This is a genomic window from Sphingobium sp. FW306-1B-F04DB, assembly GCF_058781925.1.
The window spans coordinates 1-18,102 of sequence record NZ_JBYSXE010000050.1; the positions used below are offsets into that span (position 1 = coordinate 1).

The 18,102-nt window shown below is 65.3% G+C and carries 17 protein-coding genes; 14 read left to right on the top strand and 3 right to left on the bottom strand.

Features of this window, described 5'->3' with window-relative positions; genetic code table 11:
- On the top strand, positions 1 to 1,466 hold a 1,466-nt coding region (locus tag AC3WJD_RS17740; protein WP_492748052.1), incomplete at its 5' end, for a beta-helix domain-containing protein.
- Between the two features lie 81 nt (positions 1,467 to 1,547).
- Positions 1,548 to 4,256, top strand: a complete 2,709-nt coding sequence (locus AC3WJD_RS17745) for a TonB-dependent receptor domain-containing protein (RefSeq protein ID WP_492748053.1) — start codon at positions 1,548 to 1,550, stop codon at positions 4,254 to 4,256.
- Between the two features lie 39 nt (positions 4,257 to 4,295).
- Here AC3WJD_RS17745 and AC3WJD_RS17750 read toward each other — a convergent pair whose 3' ends face one another.
- The 3 genes from AC3WJD_RS17750 to AC3WJD_RS17760 are packed head-to-tail and all read right to left on the bottom strand — an operon-like array spanning position 4,296 to position 6,794.
- Positions 4,296 to 5,270: a DMT family transporter gene (locus AC3WJD_RS17750; protein WP_492748054.1), complete on the bottom strand. Its 975-nt coding sequence runs from the start codon at positions 5,268 to 5,270 to the stop codon at positions 4,296 to 4,298.
- A 60-nt stretch (positions 5,271 to 5,330) separates the two neighbouring features.
- Positions 5,331 to 6,140: a helix-turn-helix domain-containing protein gene (locus tag AC3WJD_RS17755; RefSeq protein ID WP_492748055.1), complete on the bottom strand. Its 810-nt coding sequence runs from the start codon at positions 6,138 to 6,140 to the stop codon at positions 5,331 to 5,333.
- 3 nt (positions 6,141 to 6,143) lie between these two features.
- Positions 6,144 to 6,794: a prolyl hydroxylase family protein gene (locus AC3WJD_RS17760; protein ID WP_492748056.1), complete on the bottom strand. Its 651-nt coding sequence runs from the start codon at positions 6,792 to 6,794 to the stop codon at positions 6,144 to 6,146.
- Between the two features lie 176 nt (positions 6,795 to 6,970).
- Here AC3WJD_RS17760 and AC3WJD_RS17765 point away from each other — a divergent pair, with 176 nt between their 5' ends.
- Genes AC3WJD_RS17765 through AC3WJD_RS17820 form a run of 12 tightly spaced genes read left to right on the top strand, consistent with a single transcriptional unit; the run spans position 6,971 to position 18,076 of the window.
- Entirely contained in the window at positions 6,971 to 7,798 is an 828-nt protein-coding gene (locus AC3WJD_RS17765; RefSeq protein ID WP_492748057.1) for a type II secretion system protein N, read from the top strand.
- Entirely contained in the window at positions 7,798 to 10,044 is a 2,247-nt protein-coding gene (gspD, locus tag AC3WJD_RS17770) for a type II secretion system secretin GspD (RefSeq protein WP_492748058.1), read from the top strand. Before AC3WJD_RS17765 ends, gspD begins: the two co-directional genes overlap by 1 nt.
- Positions 10,041 to 11,603, top strand: a complete 1,563-nt coding sequence (gene gspE, locus AC3WJD_RS17775) for a type II secretion system ATPase GspE (protein WP_492748059.1) — start codon at positions 10,041 to 10,043, stop codon at positions 11,601 to 11,603. The genes gspD and gspE overlap by 4 nt, the downstream gene beginning before the upstream one ends.
- Entirely contained in the window at positions 11,596 to 12,822 is a 1,227-nt protein-coding gene (gene gspF / locus AC3WJD_RS17780; protein ID WP_492748060.1) for a type II secretion system inner membrane protein GspF, read from the top strand. Before gspE ends, gspF begins: the two co-directional genes overlap by 8 nt.
- 7 nt (positions 12,823 to 12,829) lie before the next feature.
- Positions 12,830 to 13,309, top strand: a complete 480-nt coding sequence (gspG, locus tag AC3WJD_RS17785; protein WP_492748061.1) for a type II secretion system major pseudopilin GspG — start codon at positions 12,830 to 12,832, stop codon at positions 13,307 to 13,309.
- Positions 13,284 to 13,781 (top strand): type II secretion system minor pseudopilin GspH, encoded by a 498-nt coding sequence (gene gspH / locus AC3WJD_RS17790; protein WP_492748062.1) that lies wholly within the window; start codon positions 13,284 to 13,286, stop codon positions 13,779 to 13,781. Before gspG ends, gspH begins: the two co-directional genes overlap by 26 nt.
- Complete coding sequence (gene gspI / locus AC3WJD_RS17795; RefSeq protein WP_492748063.1) at positions 13,768 to 14,130, top strand: type II secretion system minor pseudopilin GspI; 363 nt, start codon at positions 13,768 to 13,770, stop codon at positions 14,128 to 14,130. Before gspH ends, gspI begins: the two co-directional genes overlap by 14 nt.
- Positions 14,127 to 14,789, top strand: coding sequence for a type II secretion system minor pseudopilin GspJ (gene gspJ, locus AC3WJD_RS17800; protein ID WP_492748064.1), 663 nt, complete (start codon positions 14,127 to 14,129; stop codon positions 14,787 to 14,789). The genes gspI and gspJ overlap by 4 nt, the downstream gene beginning before the upstream one ends.
- Complete coding sequence (gene gspK / locus AC3WJD_RS17805; RefSeq protein WP_492748065.1) at positions 14,789 to 15,769, top strand: type II secretion system minor pseudopilin GspK; 981 nt, start codon at positions 14,789 to 14,791, stop codon at positions 15,767 to 15,769. The genes gspJ and gspK overlap by 1 nt, the downstream gene beginning before the upstream one ends.
- On the top strand, positions 15,766 to 16,884 hold the full coding sequence (gspL, locus tag AC3WJD_RS17810) for a type II secretion system protein GspL (protein WP_492748066.1): 1,119 nt from the start codon (positions 15,766 to 15,768) through the stop codon (positions 16,882 to 16,884). The genes gspK and gspL overlap by 4 nt, the downstream gene beginning before the upstream one ends.
- Positions 16,881 to 17,354 carry a type II secretion system protein M gene (locus AC3WJD_RS17815; protein WP_492748067.1) on the top strand — a complete coding sequence of 158 codons (474 nt, stop codon included), beginning with the start codon at positions 16,881 to 16,883 and terminating at the stop codon, positions 17,352 to 17,354. Before gspL ends, AC3WJD_RS17815 begins: the two co-directional genes overlap by 4 nt.
- Complete coding sequence (locus AC3WJD_RS17820) at positions 17,351 to 18,076, top strand: type II secretion system protein N (RefSeq protein WP_492748068.1); 726 nt, start codon at positions 17,351 to 17,353, stop codon at positions 18,074 to 18,076. The genes AC3WJD_RS17815 and AC3WJD_RS17820 overlap by 4 nt, the downstream gene beginning before the upstream one ends.
- Positions 18,077 to 18,102: the final 26 nt, after the last annotated feature.

Sequence of the window (18,102 nt, forward strand, 5' to 3'; positions counted from 1 at the left end):
CGCCCACCCCCACGCCGACCCCGACGCCGACCCCCACGCCGACCCCGACGCCGGGCCAGCCCGCAGCATCCTGCCCCACCGGTTTCACCGATGGCGGCGTTGTCGGCAGCCGTCGCGCCTGCCAGCTGCCCACCCGCTTCACGCAGGACACCACGCTTCAGAACGTTCCCGGCGTCGCCTATTCGATCGTCGGTGCGGTCAATGTTGGCACCGACGTCGGCGGTGACGGCACCGCGGCTGGAGGTCAGCCGGTCACGCTCTCGATCCAGGCGGGTACCGTGCTCTTCGGTTCGGCGGGCAACGACTATCTCGTCGTCAACCGCGGCTCACGCATCCAGGCAGTCGGCACCGCGACCAACCCGATCATCTTCACCGCGCGCGCCAACCTCGCGGGCACGACGACCGACAACAGCCAGGGGCTGTGGGGCGGCGTCATCCTGCTCGGCCGTGCGCCGATCAGCGACTGTAACACCGCGGTTCCCGGCGGTTCGGCGGGCTGCCAGCAGGTCATCGAAGGCACCACCGGCTCGCTCTACGGCGGCGCTTTGCCCAACGACAACAGCGGCACGCTGCAATATGTCCAGATCCGCTATTCGGGCTTCGCGATCGCACCGGGCAACGAGCTGCAGGGCCTCACCATGGGCGGCGTCGGTCAGCTCACCACGGTTGACCATGTCCAGATCCACAACAGCTCGGACGATGGCATCGAGATTTTCGGTGGTCGCGTCAACGCCAAGCATATCGTCATCTCCGGCGCGGACGATGACGGCCTCGACACCGACCTCGGTTATCGCGGCACGATCCAGTTCGTGATCGGCGTGCAGCGCGACGGGAACAACGGTGACTCGATGATCGAAGCCGACTCCAATGGCAACGAAGACGCACTGCCGCGTCAGTACACCCGCGTCTCCAACGCCACCTTCATCCAGCGCAGCACCGTGCAGGGCCTGAACACCGTGCTGCTGCGCGGCGGTACCGACTATGCGCTGCTGAACAGCGTGATCGTCAGCCCGAGCAACTGCCTCGACATCGACGCCACTGGCGGCACGACCACCCGCGCTGCCGACGCTGCGCTGCAGGATCTTGGTGCACCCGTGTTCCGCTCGGTCGTCATGCAATGCGGCACGGCGTTCCGCAACGATGGCGACGGCATCGACGTTGCGCCGATCTTCGCCACGGGAACCAACGGCAACAATTCGGCATTCACCGCGTCGCTGGCCAACGTGTTCGTCAACGGTGCCGCTGAAACGGGCGTCATTGCGACCGACCCGACGACGTTCAACGCCGATCCGTACGCGGGTACCGGCCAGCCCAACACCGCAGCGCCGAACCGCCTCACCACCGTCAATTATGTTGGCGCGGTGAAGGATGGGAACGACACCTGGTACGCCGGTTGGACCTGCAACTCGGGCTATGTGAGCTTCGGCGCCACGAGCGGTGCCTGCACGGCCATCCCCACGAACTGATCGTCACATTACCTCGGGGGGTGGTGGCCGCTGTCGCCACCCCCCGTTTTCCTTTTTTTTAGATTCCCCGGGGGAACCGCCATGAGAAAACCCATCACCTTCGGAGGCCTGCTCCTCCTGACCTCCGCGCTGGTTGCCCCTGCAGCGATCGCGCAGACCACTGAGCCGGCCCCCGGCGCAGCCGCGCAGGAATCCCCTGACGAACCTCAGGAAGAGGTCGATGTTTCGGCCCCCGGCGCCGGCATGGATGCCGACGAGATCGTCGTCACCGGTCGTTACATTCCTGAGCCCGTCCGCGCGACGCCCGCAGTGATCTCGGTGCTGTCGGCCGACGACATTTCGCGCACGGGCGAGGGCGATATCGCTGGTGCATTGCAGCGCGTGACGGGCCTCAGCGTCGTCGGCAATGGTTATGTCTTCGTACGCGGTCTTGGCGACCGCTACTCGCTGGCGCTGCTCAACGGTTCTCCGTTGCCGAGCCCTGAGCCGCTGAAGCGCGTGGTTCCTCTCGACATTTTCCCAAGCAGCGTGATCGCGAGCTCGGTCGTGCAGAAGAGCTACTCGGTCAACTATCCGGGTGAATTCGGCGGCGGCGTGATCAACCTGACGACCAAGGCGGTTCCCGATGAGCCGTTCCTCAAGGTCGGCGTTACCGGCGGCATCGACAGCGAGACCACCGGCAGCCTCGGCTATACCTATTATGGCAGCGACACCGACTGGACCGGTTTCGACGACGGCACGCGCGATTTCCCGTCGGCGCTCAAGCAGGCGGTGACCAGCAACAGCTTCGCGAGCACGACCGACGCGCAGCGCCGCGATTTCGCCGCCAGCCTCGTCAACGCGCCGACCACGCTGCTCCAGCGCAATGGCGACATTCCCGCCAATGTCTCGGCGGAGATCAGCGCCGGCGCGTCGCGACCGTTCCTCGACGACGGCCAGATCGGTTTCATCTTCGGTGCGGGTTACAACAACAGCTGGCAGACCCGTGATGCGCTCCAGCAGACGTCGAACGATCCCGAGCTGGCAGGTACTCCGCAGGAAAGCTTCCGCACCGTCAGCACGAACAACCGGATCATCGTCAACGCCCTGCTCGGCATCGGCGCGGAGTTCGGCGATCACAAGCTGCGCTGGACCAACCTCTATATCCGCGACACGCTGAAGCAGGGGCGGCTCGCCTCGGGTTTCAATCGCAACGTTGCCGATCAGAATCCGGACCTTCCGGACTCGCTCAAGGAACAGAACACCTATTGGTTCGAGCGCCAGCTGATCGACACCCAGCTTGTCGGCGAATTCAAATTCGACGACCTGAGCATCGATTTCCGCGGGACCTATGCCAATTCGCAGCGTGAATCGCCCTATGAACGCTCGATCGGCTACGCCTATCTGGGTGACGGGGATCCCACGACCAAGGACAGCGGCGACGTCGACGACTATATCAACAACCTGGCATCGGGCGGGCAGTTCGCGACGATCGCGTTCAGCGACCTGAGCGAGGACGTCTATGCCGCGGGTGCGGATGTCGGCTACAAGCTGCCGACCGCGATGCCGATCACGCTCTCGGCGGGCTACAACTACTCGATGACGCGGCGTGACGCTTCGCGCTTCCAGTTCCAGTATTTCCGTCCCGACGGCGCCTTGCCGCTCGACGTGGCGCAGGAGCGTCCCGACTATCTGCTGTCGGACTTCAACGTCTACACCTACAACATCCAGTTGCGCGACATTTCGGGTGCCGAAGGCGCGGCGGCATATAATGCCGACCTGGAGATCAACGCGGGCTATGCCCAGGCCGAAGCTGAGCTGATGGACGGTTTGCGGGCAACCGTCGGCGTTCGTTACGAGGATGGCAAGCAGCGGGTCCGCCCGGTCGGATCGGCGATCAGCGCAACGCAGATCAACAACGACTATTGGCTGCCTGCGGCGACGCTCACCTGGAACTTTGCCGAGGACATGCAGCTTCGCCTGCATGGCTCGAAGACCGTGGCGCGTCCGCAGTTCCGCGAGCTTGCTCCGCAGCTCTACCAGGACTTCGAGTCCGATCGCGAGTTCACGGGTAACCCGTTCCTCGTCGACAGCGAGCTGCTCAATTTCGAGGCGCGCTACGAATATTATTTCGGCAAGGGTGAGCGCCTGACGGTGGCCGGTTTCTACAAGGAAATCGACAATCCGATCGAGGCGGCGGCGTTCTTCGCGGGTGGCGGCCAGCTGCGCACGGGCTTCGCCAATGCGCCCAAGGCCGAGCTGTACGGCGGCGAGATCGAGTTCCAGAAATATTTCCCGCTCGACACGCTGGGCGGCGACTTCTTCGCGACGCGCCGGTTGCTGCTCATCGGCAACTACACCTACACCCAGTCCAAGATCAAAGCCGATGACTCGCTCGTGATCGGTCCCGATCTTCAGCCGGTGCAGGCTAATCTGCTGTTCCGCGACGGCGCGCCGATGACGGGCCAGTCGGACCACCTCGCCAACCTGCAGATCGGTATCGAGGATACCGAGAGGCTGTCGCAGGCGACGGTGCTGCTGACCTATGCCAGCAAGCGCGTCACCAATCGCGGCCCGATCCAGGGCCTGAACCGCCAGCCTGACATCATCGAGAAGCCCGGCTTCCGCCTCGACTTCGTCGCACGCGAAGATGTCGACTTCCTTGGCCAGGACATGGAGATCAAGTTCGAGGCGCGGAACCTGACCGGCCAGAAATATGAGGAGTTCCAGAAATTCGGAGACAACCGGATCGACGTGAACACCTATGATCTCGGTCGTACCTTCTCGCTCGGGGTCGAGCTGAAGTTCTAGGACTGTGGCCGCCCCTCTCCGTTGGGGAGGGGCGGCAGCCTATTCGAAGTAAGCGGCTTGCCCCGGGGACGCCTGTTCCGTGTCGGTCTCCTGCGGACGATGCGCCGACAGGCAGGCGAGCACACTGGCCGTCACCAGCACGATGGCGACGATCTCGAGCAATGTCGGCGGGCGCTGTTCCCATAAAAAACCGTAGAGCAGCGCGAACAGCGTTTCGAACAGGATCATCTGGCCGACCAGCGTGAGCGGCAGCAACCGGCTCATCCGGTTCCACAGCGCGTTACCTATGATCGATGCGCCGATCGCGACGCCCGCGGCAACCGCCCAGAAATTGAACCATTCACGGGCGCCATGGCCACCATCGCTGTTGATCACGAAGGCGGGGATGACGAGCAGCAGGGCCTCGGCACCGGTCACCACGCCTGTCAGCAGGCTCCAGTCATGCGCGGACACATGGCCCAGCCGCGCGAGCCAGCGACTGTTGCCGACGGCATAGATCGTCCAGGATATCAGCGCGCCGATCGCGCAGAGCAGGCCGATGAGTGCCAGATCGCCTGCGGTATCTGCCGTGCCCAGCGTTTCCCAACCGATACAGATGATACCCGCGGCGCTCAGCAGCACCGAGGGCATGAGCTTGCGCAGCGGCACGGCGCTGCGGTCGCGGCTGCCGATCAACGTGACCGTGACGGGCAGGAAGCCGATCACCAGCGAGGTCATCGCCATCCCGCCCAACTGTACCGCGCTCGCGAGGAGCACATAATAGAGGATGTTGCCGAGCAGGCTGAGCCAGATCAGCGCCCACCATTCGGTGCGCCCGAGCAGCGGCGTCAGCCGATGCCAGCGCGGCGCGACGAGGACAAGCGCGATGGCGCCATAGGCGAGATAACGCCCTGCGGAGAGCTGAAGCGGTGTGAAACCGCGCACCAGCTCGGGCGCGAGGAATACCAGCCCCCAGAGCGCGCCCGCAAGAACGCCGCATCCGATGCCCGACAGGATTCTCTTGTTATGCGTCACATGCGCCTCCGGTCAATCGAGCGGCAATGCCATACCGGGCGGGGCGGTTCTTGACGCTGGCTATCGCGTTTTGGGCCTGGCCTCTCGCGCATGACGGCGCCAGGCCGCGGGGGTCATGCCGGTTGCCTTTCGCATCGCGCGGGTCAGCGCGCTCTGGTCGGCATAGCCGCCGCGATAGGCGATCTCGGCGATCGACCGATCGGATTGCGTCAGCCAGTGGCATACCCAGCGCAGGCGGATCTCGGCAAGCCAGGCGCGCGGCGTCGTATCAAGTTCGCTGCGAAACAACGCATGGAGCCGGCTGGTGCTGACCGCCACATGACGCGCCATGATGTCTGTGGTCCAGGCACGCCCGGGATCAGCTTCGATCGCGGCCAGCAGCGACGCGAGCCGCGATTGCGGGCGGGGGGTCTCGCACGCGAGCGTGTCGAGCAACAGCGGCGTCCAGAGCCGAACCGTCGTCGCGGACGCAAGTCGGTCGTTAGCGAGCAGCCCCATATAGTCGATCAGCTTGGTCGCGGCAGGGCTGAGCGAAAGGAAGGGCGAGCGGTCGAGCCGTTCGCCGAGGCCGCCGGGCAACAGGCTCCGGTCGAAATCGAGGATCAGCGAGCGGTTGTGCTGCTCGCTCATCTGCGAATGCGGCGTGCCCGCGTCGACGAATGCGGCGCGCGCGACACCGATCCGGTCTTCCCTGCCGCCGACGTCGATCGTCAGCGCCCCGCTGATGGGGAGCACGAGTTGGGAGAAATCGTGTCGGTCCACGCCGGTGTCCCCCGCATAGCTGCGGATGTTCAAAGCGATGGGAGGGGCGATCGGCATCGGCAATTCATAGCCGAACGGCGCGGCGCGCGCGATATGCGCGTGCCGCACGCCCTATCGCGGCCAGGGCCTTTCGCGGAACCATTTGGTGATGATGTACTTCGTACCCTGGCGCACCTTCATGCCATGATGGATGGTGGAGGGATTGGGCGAGCCGTCGGCCCGCATGTTGTTCCAGCAGAGCAGCTTGCCCGTCTCGGGCTGGACGATCTTGTCGATCGCCTTGAAGCGCGTGGCGCCGCCCGCCTCGGGTTCGTTGAGATAGAGCATCGCGGTCCAGGTCCGCTGCCCCGGAATCTCGCAATATTTGAGGAAATCCACGCCATTGGGCTCGAAATAATCGGTATGCGCCTTGAATTCCTGGCCCACGGCGTAGCGCTGGCCCTGGATCGGCTCGCCGAACTGCGCGTCGATTCCCATGAAATCGCAGATTATCGAATCGATCGTCGCAACAAAGGGATCGGTCCAGTCGAGATCGCAGGTCTCGCTGGTGCGGTAGTTCGCGTCGCCATTATAGTCCGACACCGTCGAAGGGCGGCGATTCTCGTCGATCCGCGCGATCATTCCGGCGCATTGCTCGGCATCGAGAAAAGCCTTGCGAATGAACAGGCTGAGCTTGGGTGTGGGGACGCGCTGAACCTGTGGCTGCGCGACAATATGGTCGGCCGATGTCGTGCCGGTGCCGTTGCGGAGGATGGTCGCCATGATGGACGAGCATAAGCCGTCGCATGGCCCGGATTTCAAGGGGCCGTGCACGATTCCCGACGAATTACGGAGTAAGACCGCGGAAGGAGTTGCCCATTGTCACATTGTCGCAATAAGAGCGTCATGGACAGGTAACACTGCCGCACTAGCGCAGCCGCCTGGTCCGGGGAGCAGCAATGCGTCTAAGTCTTGATGGCAGAGCCAAGCGGCTGTTGCGGCGTCTGCCGCGCTACAGTGCGTACAGCATTGCCGAACTCCTGTTTCTCACGGTGCTGGCGGTGCTTTGTGCACGGCTGCTTTGGGTGATCGTGACACCGGTTGGCCCGTTGGGCGAATGGCGCGTGCAGGACCGCACGGCGGGCGTGCTCGCCAATCGCAACGAGCTTTTCCGTGGCTTCGACCCTTTTTTCCGGCTGCAGCAATCAGGTTCTGCGGTCGTCACCTCGCTCCAGCTGACGCTGTTCGGTACGCGGATCGATGAGGTTTCGGGACGCGGATCAGCGATTGTCGCGGGACCCGACGGTATCCAGAACAGCTTTGCCGTGGGCGACGAGATCATGCCCGGCGTCATCCTGAAGGCGGTGGCGTTTGACAGCGTTACCATCGATCGCGGCGGCGCTATCGAGCAGCTCTATATTGACCAGTCGGTTGCAGCGCCGCAGGCCGCGGAGATTGCGCCGGGCGTCGCCACCGATACGACACTCGACAGTGGCGCGGGCCAGCCGGTCGGCGTCGACCAGATCCGTCAGGGCATCCAGTTCCTGCCACGCACCGAGGGTGGCCGCGTCACTGGCCTTGTCGTCCGTTCGGGCGGCGATGGAACCGCATTCCGTTCGGCGGGTTTTCGCGACGGCGATATCCTGATCGCCATCAACGGCCAGCCCATCGGATCGCCCGATGACGCAGCGCGGCTTTCGGCCGCGGCGCAGCCAGGTTCCACCCTTTCGGTCACCGTCGAACGCGGCGCCGAAGTCATTCCCATTGCCATTGCGATAGCGAGATAATGAAAAATATCCTGACCAGCGCCGCCACGGCCCTTGCGTTGATCGTGGCCCAGCCGCTGGCCGCGCAGCATACGCTCAACGTCCGCGACGCCGATATCCGCGCCTTCATCCAGGACGCGGCACGCGTCACAGGGCGCACCTTCATCATCGACCAGCGCGTCCAGGGCAAGGTTTCGGTGGTAACCGATCGGCCGCTCTCGCGCTCCGAATATTTCGAGGTTTTCCTGGCGACGCTCCGCGCCAATGGACTCGTCGCGGTACCGACGTCTGGTGGGGCGTTTCGCGTCCAGCCCGCCGATACCGCCGCCTCGCAGCCCGGGCGTGTGGGAAGCCGCGGAGGAGCCCAGAATGCCTTTGTCACCGAGGTTTTCCGCCTGAAATCGATCGATGCGACCTCGGCGGTAGAGACGTTGCGACCCCTCGTCAGCAAGGAAGGTTCGGTCACCGCCAACCGCAGCGGCAATTCGATCGTCGTTGCCGATTATGCCGACAATGTCCGGCGCATCCGCCAGCTCGTGAACCAGATCGATAGGGACAGCGCGTCGACAACGGTCGTGCCGCTCAAGAATGCCGGTGCGCGTGAAATTGCTGCCTCGCTGCAGCAACTCGTTGGTGCAGGGACGCCGGGGGGCGGAGAGGGCGCGCCGGGCCGGGGGCCTGCGGCGACGATCATTCCCATCGACAGCAGCAATTCGATTGCGCTCAGGGGCGATCCTGCGACCGTCGCCCGGCTCGTCGAGATCGCGCGCGATCTTGACGTGCGCGCGGCAAGCGGCACCGAGATTCGCGTCGTCTGGCTCGAACATGCGGACGCGGGCCTGCTCCTGCCGGTGCTGCAGCAACTGATCGGTCAACAGCCGACCCAGCCAACGCCCACCCAGTCGTCAAGCCGGCGCAGCGGCAGCGACAGCAATGACGGCTTCAATGGCGGCGGTACCGCGATGTCGGCTACGCCCGTCGCCATGTCGTCGGCAACGGGTGCGACGGTGACAGGACTGCTGGGCAATACCGGCAAGCCTGCGGTCGTCACGCGCTACGAAGGGGCAAATGCGATCATCATCGCTGCGCCTGCTGATGTGCAGCGCCAGCTCAGCGAGGTGGTGCGCCAGCTCGATACCCGGCGCGAACAGGTGCTGGTCGAAGCGATCATCGTCGAGATGTCGGACATTGCGGCCAAGCAGCTTGGCGTGCAGTTCCTGTTCGGCGGTAAGCCGGGCAGCAACCTGCCCTTCGGCATCACCAATTATTCCAATGTCGCGCCGCGCATCGGCGTGATCGGCGCGGCGCTCGGTGCGCGCGAACTCAACAAGAACGATGACGACACGGATCCCGACGATGATGGTTCGCTGAGCGACCTCGACCAGGCTGCGTTGCAGGAGATTCTGCGTGCCAGCGGCGGCATCGGGGGCATCCTCACCAATATCGGCGACGATGGCATTTTCGGCGCGATCATCAATGCGGTGAAGTCGGACAACACATCCAACATCCTGTCGACGCCGTGGCTCTACACGCTCGACAACAAGGAAGCGAAGATCCTCGTTGGACAGGAAATTCCGGTGTCGACGGGCGAGGCGCTCAGCGACAATTTCGACAACGCCTTCCGCACGATCCAGCGCCAGAATGTCGGTATCCAGCTCGAGGTGAAGCCGCAGATCAATGCGGGCGGCGCGATCAAGCTGTTCCTGCGTCAGGAAGTGAGTTCGATCGCGGGCCCCGTGTCCGACGATTTCAACGAACTGATCCTCAACAAGCGCGAGATCGAGACGACGATCACCGTCGACGACGGCGAGATCGTGGCACTCGGCGGTTTGCTGGACGACAACGAGCGCCGCACGATCGAAAAGATCCCGTTCCTGGGCGATCTTCCCGCGATCGGCGCGTTGTTCCGGTCCAAGGCGCGCCAGCGCGCCAAGACCAACCTGATGATCTTCATCAGGCCAACGATCGTCCGCAACGCGGCAGAGGCACGAGCGATCACCGAGCAGCGTTACGGCTATGCGCGGCGCAACCAGCTCCTGGCGCGGCCCGATCGCGAACCGACGCTCGACGAACTGGTTCGCGAATATCTCAACATGGCGCCGCCGATTCCGCCCGAGCAAAGGGAAGCCGCGCCCGCGTCGCCCGCACCGGCTGCTGTCGCACCTGCGCCCGCGGGGGCCGAGCCGACGCCGGGCGAGATCCGGCAGCGCAGCTCGACCCAGACGATCCGCCCCGTCGACGTTCCAACCAGCGAGTCACCGCAATGAGGATCCGCCGCGGAAGCACGTCCAGCGAACCGCCGCCACAGGCCGAAGCCGCCGTGACCGAAGCGGCGCACAGCCCGGTTCTGGTGGTCAACATTCCCTATGGCTTTGCGCGAAAGTTCGGGGTGGTGCTGAAGAACAAGGACGGGGAAGGGCGCGTCGGCATCGCGATGCGCGAGGGTGCGGATCCGCGCGCGCTACTCGAGGTGCGTCGCTGGCTCGGCCAGCCCTTCACCGTCGAGTTCGTCGCACCCGAGGCGTTCGATACGCTGCTTTCCGAGCGTTATGCGCTGGGCGGCGAGGCGGCGGCGATGGCGGCGGGTTCGCTCGGGCTGGGCGACGATCTCGACCTGCTCGCGACCGACCTTCCCACAGCCGACGACCTGCTCGACACCGCCGACGACGCGCCCGCGATCCGGCTGATCAACGGCATCATTGCGGATGCCGCGCGCCAGGGCGTTTCGGACATCCATATCGAACCCTATGAGACGGGGCTGATCGTCCGCATGCGGATCGACGGCGTGCTGCGCGAGACGCTGCGCATGCCGCCGCACGTCGCGCCCGTCGTGGTCAGCCGCATCAAGGTGATGGCGCGTCTCGACATCGCCGAGCGGCGCGTGCCGCAGGATGGCCGTATCGGCCTGACGCTGGGGGGCAAGCTACTCGACGTGCGCGTCTCGACGCTGCCCAGCCGTGCGGGCGAACGCGTCGTGCTGCGTATCCTCGACAAGGAGAATGCCGGGATCACGCTCGACGTGCTCGGCATGTCGGAGGAGACCAACGCGCTGCTGCGCGAGGCGCTGGCCGAGCCCAATGGTATCATCCTCGTCACCGGCCCGACGGGTTCGGGCAAGACCACCACTCTTTATGCGGGGCTGCGCCTGCTCAATGATGGCACGCGCAACATCCTGACCGTCGAGGACCCGGTTGAATATGCGATCGAGGGCGTCGGGCAGACGCAGGTCAATGCCAAGGTCGGGCTGACCTTCGCCGCCGGACTGCGCGCGATCCTGCGCCAGGATCCCGATGTCGTCATGGTCGGCGAAATCCGTGATCGCGAAACCGCCGAGATCGCGGTGCAGGCGTCGCTGACCGGCCACCTTGTGCTTTCCACGGTGCATACCAACGACGCGGTCGGCGCGATCACACGCATGCGCGACATGAAGATCGAGCCCTTCCTGCTCGCCTCGACGCTCCGGGCGGTGCTTGCGCAGCGGCTCGTGCGGCGGCTCTGCCCCGATTGCCGGCGCCCCGTACAGGCATCGGGTTCCGTCAGTTCGCTGCTCGGTTTCGATCCGGGAACGGTGATCTATGAGCCCGTTGGCTGCGACAATTGCAACCATACCGGCTTCAAGGGGCGCATCGGCGTGTTCGAGGCGATCCGGATCGACGAGACGATCCGGCGTCTGATCAACGATGGCGGCGACGAGGCGATCATTGCGCGTCACGCCTTTCTCAATCACCCCAATCTCGGTTCGGCCGCGCGCAAGCTGGTACGCGAGGGGTTGACGACGCCCGAGGAAGCGGTCCGGATATCGCGCCGCGAAGCCGTCGATGCCTGACTGGGATTATCTCGCGCTCGATACCAGCGGACGCGAGCGGCGGGGGACCGTCGCCGCGCCGAGCGTCGAGGATGCGCGCGCGCGCCTCGACCAGCGGCGCTTCTATGTCGTGCGGATCGAGCCCGGTACGGGGCGGGTGCAGAAGGCGCCGTCACTGCTTTCGGGCGCCAGCTTCGTACGCCGGAAGCTGACGGCCAAGCAGCTCACGCTGTTCACGCGCCAGCTCGCGACGCTGGTGCAGGTGACGCCGCTCGAGGAGTCGCTGCGCACGATTTCGCGCCAGAGCGAACAGGCGCATGTCCGCACGATCCTGCAAACCGTCCACAGCGCGGTGGTCGAGGGCAGACGGCTGTCCGAAGCGATGGGGCGCGAGGCCAAGAGCTTTCCCGCACTGTACCGGGCGATGGTTTCGGCGGGTGAAAGTTCTGGCACGCTCGATACGATCCTCGAACGGCTCGCCGATCTGCTCGAACGTCAGGCGCAGGTGCGCGGCAAGGTGCTGAGTGCGATGGCCTATCCGGTCGTACTCGCGATCGTCGCTGTCTTCGTCGTGATCGCACTGATGGTTTTCGTCGTGCCGAAGGTGGTCGAGCAGTTCGATACGGTGGGGCAGGATCTGCCTTTGCTGACGCGGATCGTGATCGGCATTTCCGACTTTCTCGTGAACTGGTGGTGGTTGTTGCTGGCGGTCATCGTGTTGCTCGGAGTGCTTGCATGGCGGGCGCTCCGCGATCCGGTTATCCGGCTGCGCTTCGATCGCTCGCTGCTACGCGTGCCGCTGATCGGGCGACTGATCCGCGATCTCCATGCCGCACGCATGTCGCGCACGCTGGCGACGATGGTGTCGAGCCGCCTGCCGCTGCTCGAAGGGCTGGCGCTGACCACGCCGACGATCCACAATCGTGCGCTGCGCACCGCATCGGAGGACATTGTAGAGGCGATCCGCGGCGGCGGCAGTCTTTCGGTCGCGCTCAGGCGGGCCAATGTCTTTCCGCCGCTGCTCGTCTATCTTGCGGCGAGCGGCGAGGCGGCGGGCAAGCTCGACCTCACTCTCGAGCGCGCGGCGGACTATCTCGAACGCGAATTCGACGGTTTCACCGCCACCGCATTGTCGCTGCTCGAACCACTGATCATTGTCGTGATGGGCGGTATAGTCGCGCTGATCGTGCTTTCCATTCTCCTTCCTATCCTTCAGCTCCAGTCGCTTGCCGGCGTTTGAGGTTAACATGACACCAGAAATCCATATCGACGACATCCAGCACAATGCGAACACGCCCGTGAGGCGCAAGCGCCGCGAGCAGGGCTTCACGCTCGTTGAGCTCATGGTCGTGATCGTCATCATTGGCCTGCTCACCACGATCGTTGTCATCAACGTGCTGCCCAGTCAGGACAAGGCGATGAAGAAGAAGGCCGAGGCGGACATTGCGCTGCTCGAGCAGGCGCTCGAAATGTACCGGCTCGACAATCTGACCTATCCGGGCGCTTCGGATGGCCTGCGCGCACTCGTCCAGCCGCCGCAGGCTCTGGCGCAGCCCGACCGCTATCGCCGGGGCGGCTACGTCAAGCGCCTGCCCGATGACCCGTGGGGTCGACCCTATCTGTACGCGGTCCCGGGTCGCAACGGCACGTTCGACGTCTATTCGCTCGGTGCCGACGGCGCCGAAGGCGGCGAGGGAGAAAATGCCGATCTCGGCAACTGGCGATAGGGGCGAGCAGGGGTTCACGCCCCTTCGGCGTTCCGCCGAAAACGGCTTCACGCTCGTCGAGCTGATGATCGTCCTGGTGATCATCGGCCTGATGTCGTCCGTCGTGATCATGACGATGCCCGATCCCCGCGGCCGCCTGATCGAGGAGGCCGAGCGCTTTGCAGCGCGCGTCGTCGTCGCGCGCGACGGTGCGGTGATCGACGGTCGCGAAATGAGCCTGACGATCGATCCGCTGGGCTATGGCTTCGAGGAACGTCGCCGCGGCGAATGGCGGCCCGTCCAGCAACGCGCACTCGTCCGCGCCGAATGGCCGCAGGGGACGCGCGTCGCGATCGGCCGCGATTCGAGCAAGACGATCGTGTTCGACGCGACGGGGCTTGCCAGTGAGCCCGCGACAGTGGCGTTGCGCCGCGAAGGCGAGGAAGTCACGATCTCGATCGGACAGAACGGAACGGTCAATGTCGGATCGTGAAGCCGGCTTTACGCTGGTGGAAATGCTCGTCGCTCTGGCGGTGTTCAGCCTCGCGGCGCTGGCGCTGATGCGGCTTGAGGGCGCGACGCTTTCGAGCACCGCCGATCTCGACCAGAAGCTGATCGCGCAGATCGTCGCGCGCAACATCGCGGTGGAAACGCTGACCGATCCGGTCGCACCCGCGCTGGGCCAGACGAGCGGCGAGGCGGTCAATGCCGGGCGTCGCTGGCGCTGGCAGCGGCGCACCACCCGCCCGGGAGACGCGCGGATCGTGCGCATCGACATAGCGGTGTTCGACATGGCCGGCCGCAACCAGGCCGCGCTTACGGTCGTGAGGCAGGTCAAATGATCCGTCGCGCCGAAAACGGCTTCACGCCCCTTCGGCGTTCCGCCGAAAACGGCTTCACGCCCCTTCGGCGTTCCGCCGAAAACGGCTTCACGCTCGTCGAGCTGATGGTCTCGCTGCTGATATTCGGCATCTTGTCGGCGGCAGGCGTCGCGCTGCTGACCTTCAGCGTGCGTGCGCAGGATGCCGCCAATGAGCGCCTTGCCGAGATGGCCAGGCTTCGCCGGCTCGGGGCGCTGCTGACCGGCGACCTCGCCCAGGCCGTGCCGCGGATGCCGCGCGACGCCCGTGGCGACCGCATTCCCGCCTTCTCGGCTTCGCAGCCGGGCGCACAAACACCCCTGCTCGGCTTCGTTCGTTCGGGCTGGAGCAATGCCACGCGTGCGCCTCGCGCATCGCTGCAGCGCGTCGAATATCGGTTCGAGGACGGCAACCTGCTGCGTACGGGTTATGCGATGCTCGACGGCGGCGAGGAACTGCCAGCCGCGGTGGTATTCGGCGATATCGAGGCGATCCGCCTGCGCTTTCGCGTCGACAATGAATGGCGCGACGCGTGGGACGCGACGCAGCCCGATGCGATGCCCGACGCGGTTGATATCGTGATCAAGCCTGTGGATGGGCAGGAGATTCGGCAGCTCTTTCTCGTCGGGGCACGTTACTGATGCGGCGCCCGGGCGAAGAGGGCGCAGCGCTGCTGAGCGTGTTGCTGCTGGTCGCGGTGATGGCTGTGCTTGCGGCCGCCGCGCTCGAAAAGCTGCGGCTGTCGACGCATCTGGCTGCCAATGGCGCGGCAATGGATCAGGCGCGCGCCTATAGTCAGGCCGCCGAGACGCTGGCGATGATGCGGATCACCGACCTGATCGATCGCGATGCGGCCAAGACGACGCTTGCCGGCGGCTGGAACGGCCAGCGCACCAATCTGCCGATCCCCGGTGGAATCGCCCAGGCGCGCGTGCGCGATGGCGGCAACTGCTTCAATCTCAACAGCGTCTCGCGCGGCGCCACGGCCACCGAGCTGACCGCCAGTCCGACGGGAATCGGGCAGTTCGTGGCGCTGATGGAGGTGCTCGAGATTCGCCCAGATGTCGCGCGACGCGTCGCCGCGGCGCTCGCCGACTGGGTCGACACCGACGACGTCCCGAGCGCCGAGGGTGCCGAGGATTCCTACTATATGGGCCTCGCCGGCCCCTATCGTGCCGCCAATACGCGCCTGTACGACATCAGCGAACTGCGCGCGGTGGCGGGGGTGACGCCCGAACTTTACGAGCGGCTCCGCCCCTGGATTTGCGCGCTGCCCAACAGTGAGCTGTCGCCGATCAACGTCAACACGCTGCTCGTCGAACAGGCGCCGCTCTTCGCGATGCTGATCCCGGGCAAGCTCGACGTACAGACCGCGCGTAAATTGCTCGCGGAAAGGCCTGCCGATGGTTATGGAAGCACCGTCAAATTTTGGGATCGTCCGGCGCTGGACACGCTGAATCCGGGGCAGGAAGTGCAAAGCCAGACCAAACTCACGACCCGCTGGTTCGCGCTCGAGATCACGATCGAGCTCGGCGGCGCAGAATTGCAGGAGACAGCCCTGATTGATGGTGCGTTGAAGCCGGCGCGACTGGTGAGCCGACAATGGGGCGATCCTTCATGAGCGACGATCGCTTCCTGATCCTGCGTTTCCCGCCAGATTCCGACGCGCCGATCCGCTGGCTGCGCGTCGCCGGCGGCGCGATCGTCGAACAGGGCGATGACCTGCTCGCGATCCGCCCGGCCGATGACCGGCAGCTTGCGGAGGAACGGGTGATCGCGATCGCCCCGTCCGCGGACGTGACGATCAACTGGGCCGAACTGCCCGGGCTGACCGACGCGCAGGCCCGCGCGGCGGCGCGATTGCTTGCATCGGAGAACAGCATTTCACCGGTCGATTCGCTACACGTCGCGGTGGGTGAAGAGGGCGAAGGTGGCGACCGGCTCGTCGCCACGGTCGATCATGCGCGGATGGCGGCCTGGCTGGCGGCTGCGCAGGCCGCGGGCTTCGATCCCGACGCGCTCGTCCCGGCGTCGGTGCTATTGCGCCGCCCCGAGGATGGCTTTGTCAAAGCCGACATATTGGGCGAGCCGATCATTGCCGGGTCAGGCAGCGTCTTTGTCGATGACGAATCGCTGACTCCGCTTATTGTCGGTGACACGCCCGTGACGACTCTTTCCAACGGGGGCGCCGAGGCCGAATGGATGGCGGCGCTCACCGCGCTCCCGCTCAACCTTCGTCAGGCGAACTTTGCCCGCAGGCGTCGCTGGGCGATCGACTGGCGCCTAGTCCGCAGGCTTGCGCTGATCGGCCTCGGCATCGTCGGCGTGGTGCTGGCGATCAACCTCGCGCTGATGCTGAAGTACAATCTTGCCGCCGATGCACTGGAACAGCGTACCGCGAGCCTCGCACGCTCGGTGGTGCCCAATGCGGCCAGCGACGAAGGCGCGATCCAAGCGCTCGACGATCGCCTCGCAGGGTATCGCGGCGGCGGCGCGGGCTTCGCTGCGACGACCGCGGCGATCTTCTCGGCGGTCCGCGCGGTGCCCAATGTCGAGCTCACCAGCTTCGACTTCGGTCTGGACGGCACGCTGCGCATCGGCATCGCCGCGGCCACGCCTGGCGACATCACCGCCTTTCAGCAGCAACTCGAACGCTATGGGTTCGACGGTACCGCGACGACGCCGCAACAGGCGGCGGGACGGCATATCGTGGAAATGACGGTGAAACTGCCATGATAGCACGCTTCAAGGCCTGGTGGCTGCTGCGCACCACGCGCGAGCAGCGCATGCTGCTGGTGATGTTCGCGCTGCTCGGCGTGACGGTCGCCTGGCTGTTCGTGCTGTGGGTGGGTAATGGTGTGGCCAGCGCGCGCGAGCGCCATGCCAGTGCAGTGATCGACCATGCGCGCGTCGCCGCGAAGGTCGATGCACTGAAGGATTATCAGAAGCACGCGTCGCCGCCGCTGCCCGCGCCGATCGACGTCGTCGTCAGCCAGTCCGCCGCCGAGGTCGGTTTCGTGCTGACGCGCGCCGAGGCGCAGGAGGGCGGACGCGTCAGCATCGCGATCGGATCGGCCAGGCCCAACGCCTTTTTCGGCTGGGTCGGCGACCTGGAACGGCGCGGAATCGTGCCCGAAAAGCTCGTCGCACGCGCTAATAGCGACCGCACGCTTGCGATCGACGCGGTCTTCCGGGGGCGCGAATGATGCGTCGGATCCGGCTACCGCTGGGCAGGGGCGTGTTCTTCCTGTGCATATTCCTGCTCGCGATCGTGGCGCTGCTGCCGCTGCGGCTCGCACTCTCCTGGTTCACGCTCGACGAGCAGGGGCTTTCGGCACGCAAGGCGGAAGGCAGCGTGTGGCTGGGGCACTTGTCCGAAGCGCGGTTCGGCAATGCGCCGCTCGGCGATCTCGGCGCACGGCTTTCACCCATCCAGTTGCTCGTCGGGCGCGCGCGCGTCGATGTCGCGGGAACCGATGAGAGCGCACCGCCCATGCAAGGCGCGTTCAGTGTCAGCCGCAACGCGGCGGGCATAGACGACATGACCGCGGCTGTTCCCGTCGGCGCGGTGTTCGCGCCGTTGCCCGTCGACACGCTTGACCTGTCGGACGTCAGCGTACGTTTCAAGGACGGCCAGTGCGATCGTGCCGAAGGCCGCGTCCGCGCGACGGTGGCGGGCGACATCGCGGGAATCAGCCTTGGGCAAGGGCTGGGCGGCAATGCCCGTTGCGATGGCGGGGCGCTGCTGCTGCCGCTCCAGGGGCAGTCAGGCATGGAAAGGCTTGCGGTCAGGCTGTTCGAGGACGGGCGTTACGAACTGATGCTTGCGGTGCGCCCGGCCGACCCCACGCTGGGCCCCAAACTCCTGCTCTCCGGCTTTCGGCAGACGCAGGATGGATATGTATTTTCGCTGAAGGGGCGTTTCTGATAGAGGTCGCTTGACGCTGGCATGAC

Bases quoted from the DNA above. Each gene is read 5' to 3' on its own strand.
- gspI (WP_492748063.1), top strand. From the start codon at position 13,768: ATGTCGGATCGTGAAGCCGGCTTTACGCTGGTGGAAATGCTCGTCGCT.
- AC3WJD_RS17760 (WP_492748056.1), bottom strand. From the start codon at position 6,794: ATGGCGACCATCCTCCGCAACGGCACCGGCACGACATCGGCCGACCAT.
- gspJ (WP_492748064.1), top strand. From the start codon at position 14,127: ATGATCCGTCGCGCCGAAAACGGCTTCACGCCCCTTCGGCGTTCCGCC.
- gspG (WP_492748061.1), top strand. From the start codon at position 12,830: ATGACACCAGAAATCCATATCGACGACATCCAGCACAATGCGAACACG.
- gspK (WP_492748065.1), top strand. From the start codon at position 14,789: ATGCGGCGCCCGGGCGAAGAGGGCGCAGCGCTGCTGAGCGTGTTGCTG.
- AC3WJD_RS17765 (WP_492748057.1), top strand. From the start codon at position 6,971: ATGCGTCTAAGTCTTGATGGCAGAGCCAAGCGGCTGTTGCGGCGTCTG.
- AC3WJD_RS17745 (WP_492748053.1), top strand. From the start codon at position 1,548: ATGAGAAAACCCATCACCTTCGGAGGCCTGCTCCTCCTGACCTCCGCG.
- gspH (WP_492748062.1), top strand. From the start codon at position 13,284: ATGCCGATCTCGGCAACTGGCGATAGGGGCGAGCAGGGGTTCACGCCC.
- gspF (WP_492748060.1), top strand. From the start codon at position 11,596: ATGCCTGACTGGGATTATCTCGCGCTCGATACCAGCGGACGCGAGCGG.
- gspE (WP_492748059.1), top strand. From the start codon at position 10,041: ATGAGGATCCGCCGCGGAAGCACGTCCAGCGAACCGCCGCCACAGGCC.
- gspD (WP_492748058.1), top strand. From the start codon at position 7,798: ATGAAAAATATCCTGACCAGCGCCGCCACGGCCCTTGCGTTGATCGTG.
- gspL (WP_492748066.1), top strand. From the start codon at position 15,766: ATGAGCGACGATCGCTTCCTGATCCTGCGTTTCCCGCCAGATTCCGAC.
- AC3WJD_RS17815 (WP_492748067.1), top strand. From the start codon at position 16,881: ATGATAGCACGCTTCAAGGCCTGGTGGCTGCTGCGCACCACGCGCGAG.
- AC3WJD_RS17820 (WP_492748068.1), top strand. From the start codon at position 17,351: ATGATGCGTCGGATCCGGCTACCGCTGGGCAGGGGCGTGTTCTTCCTG.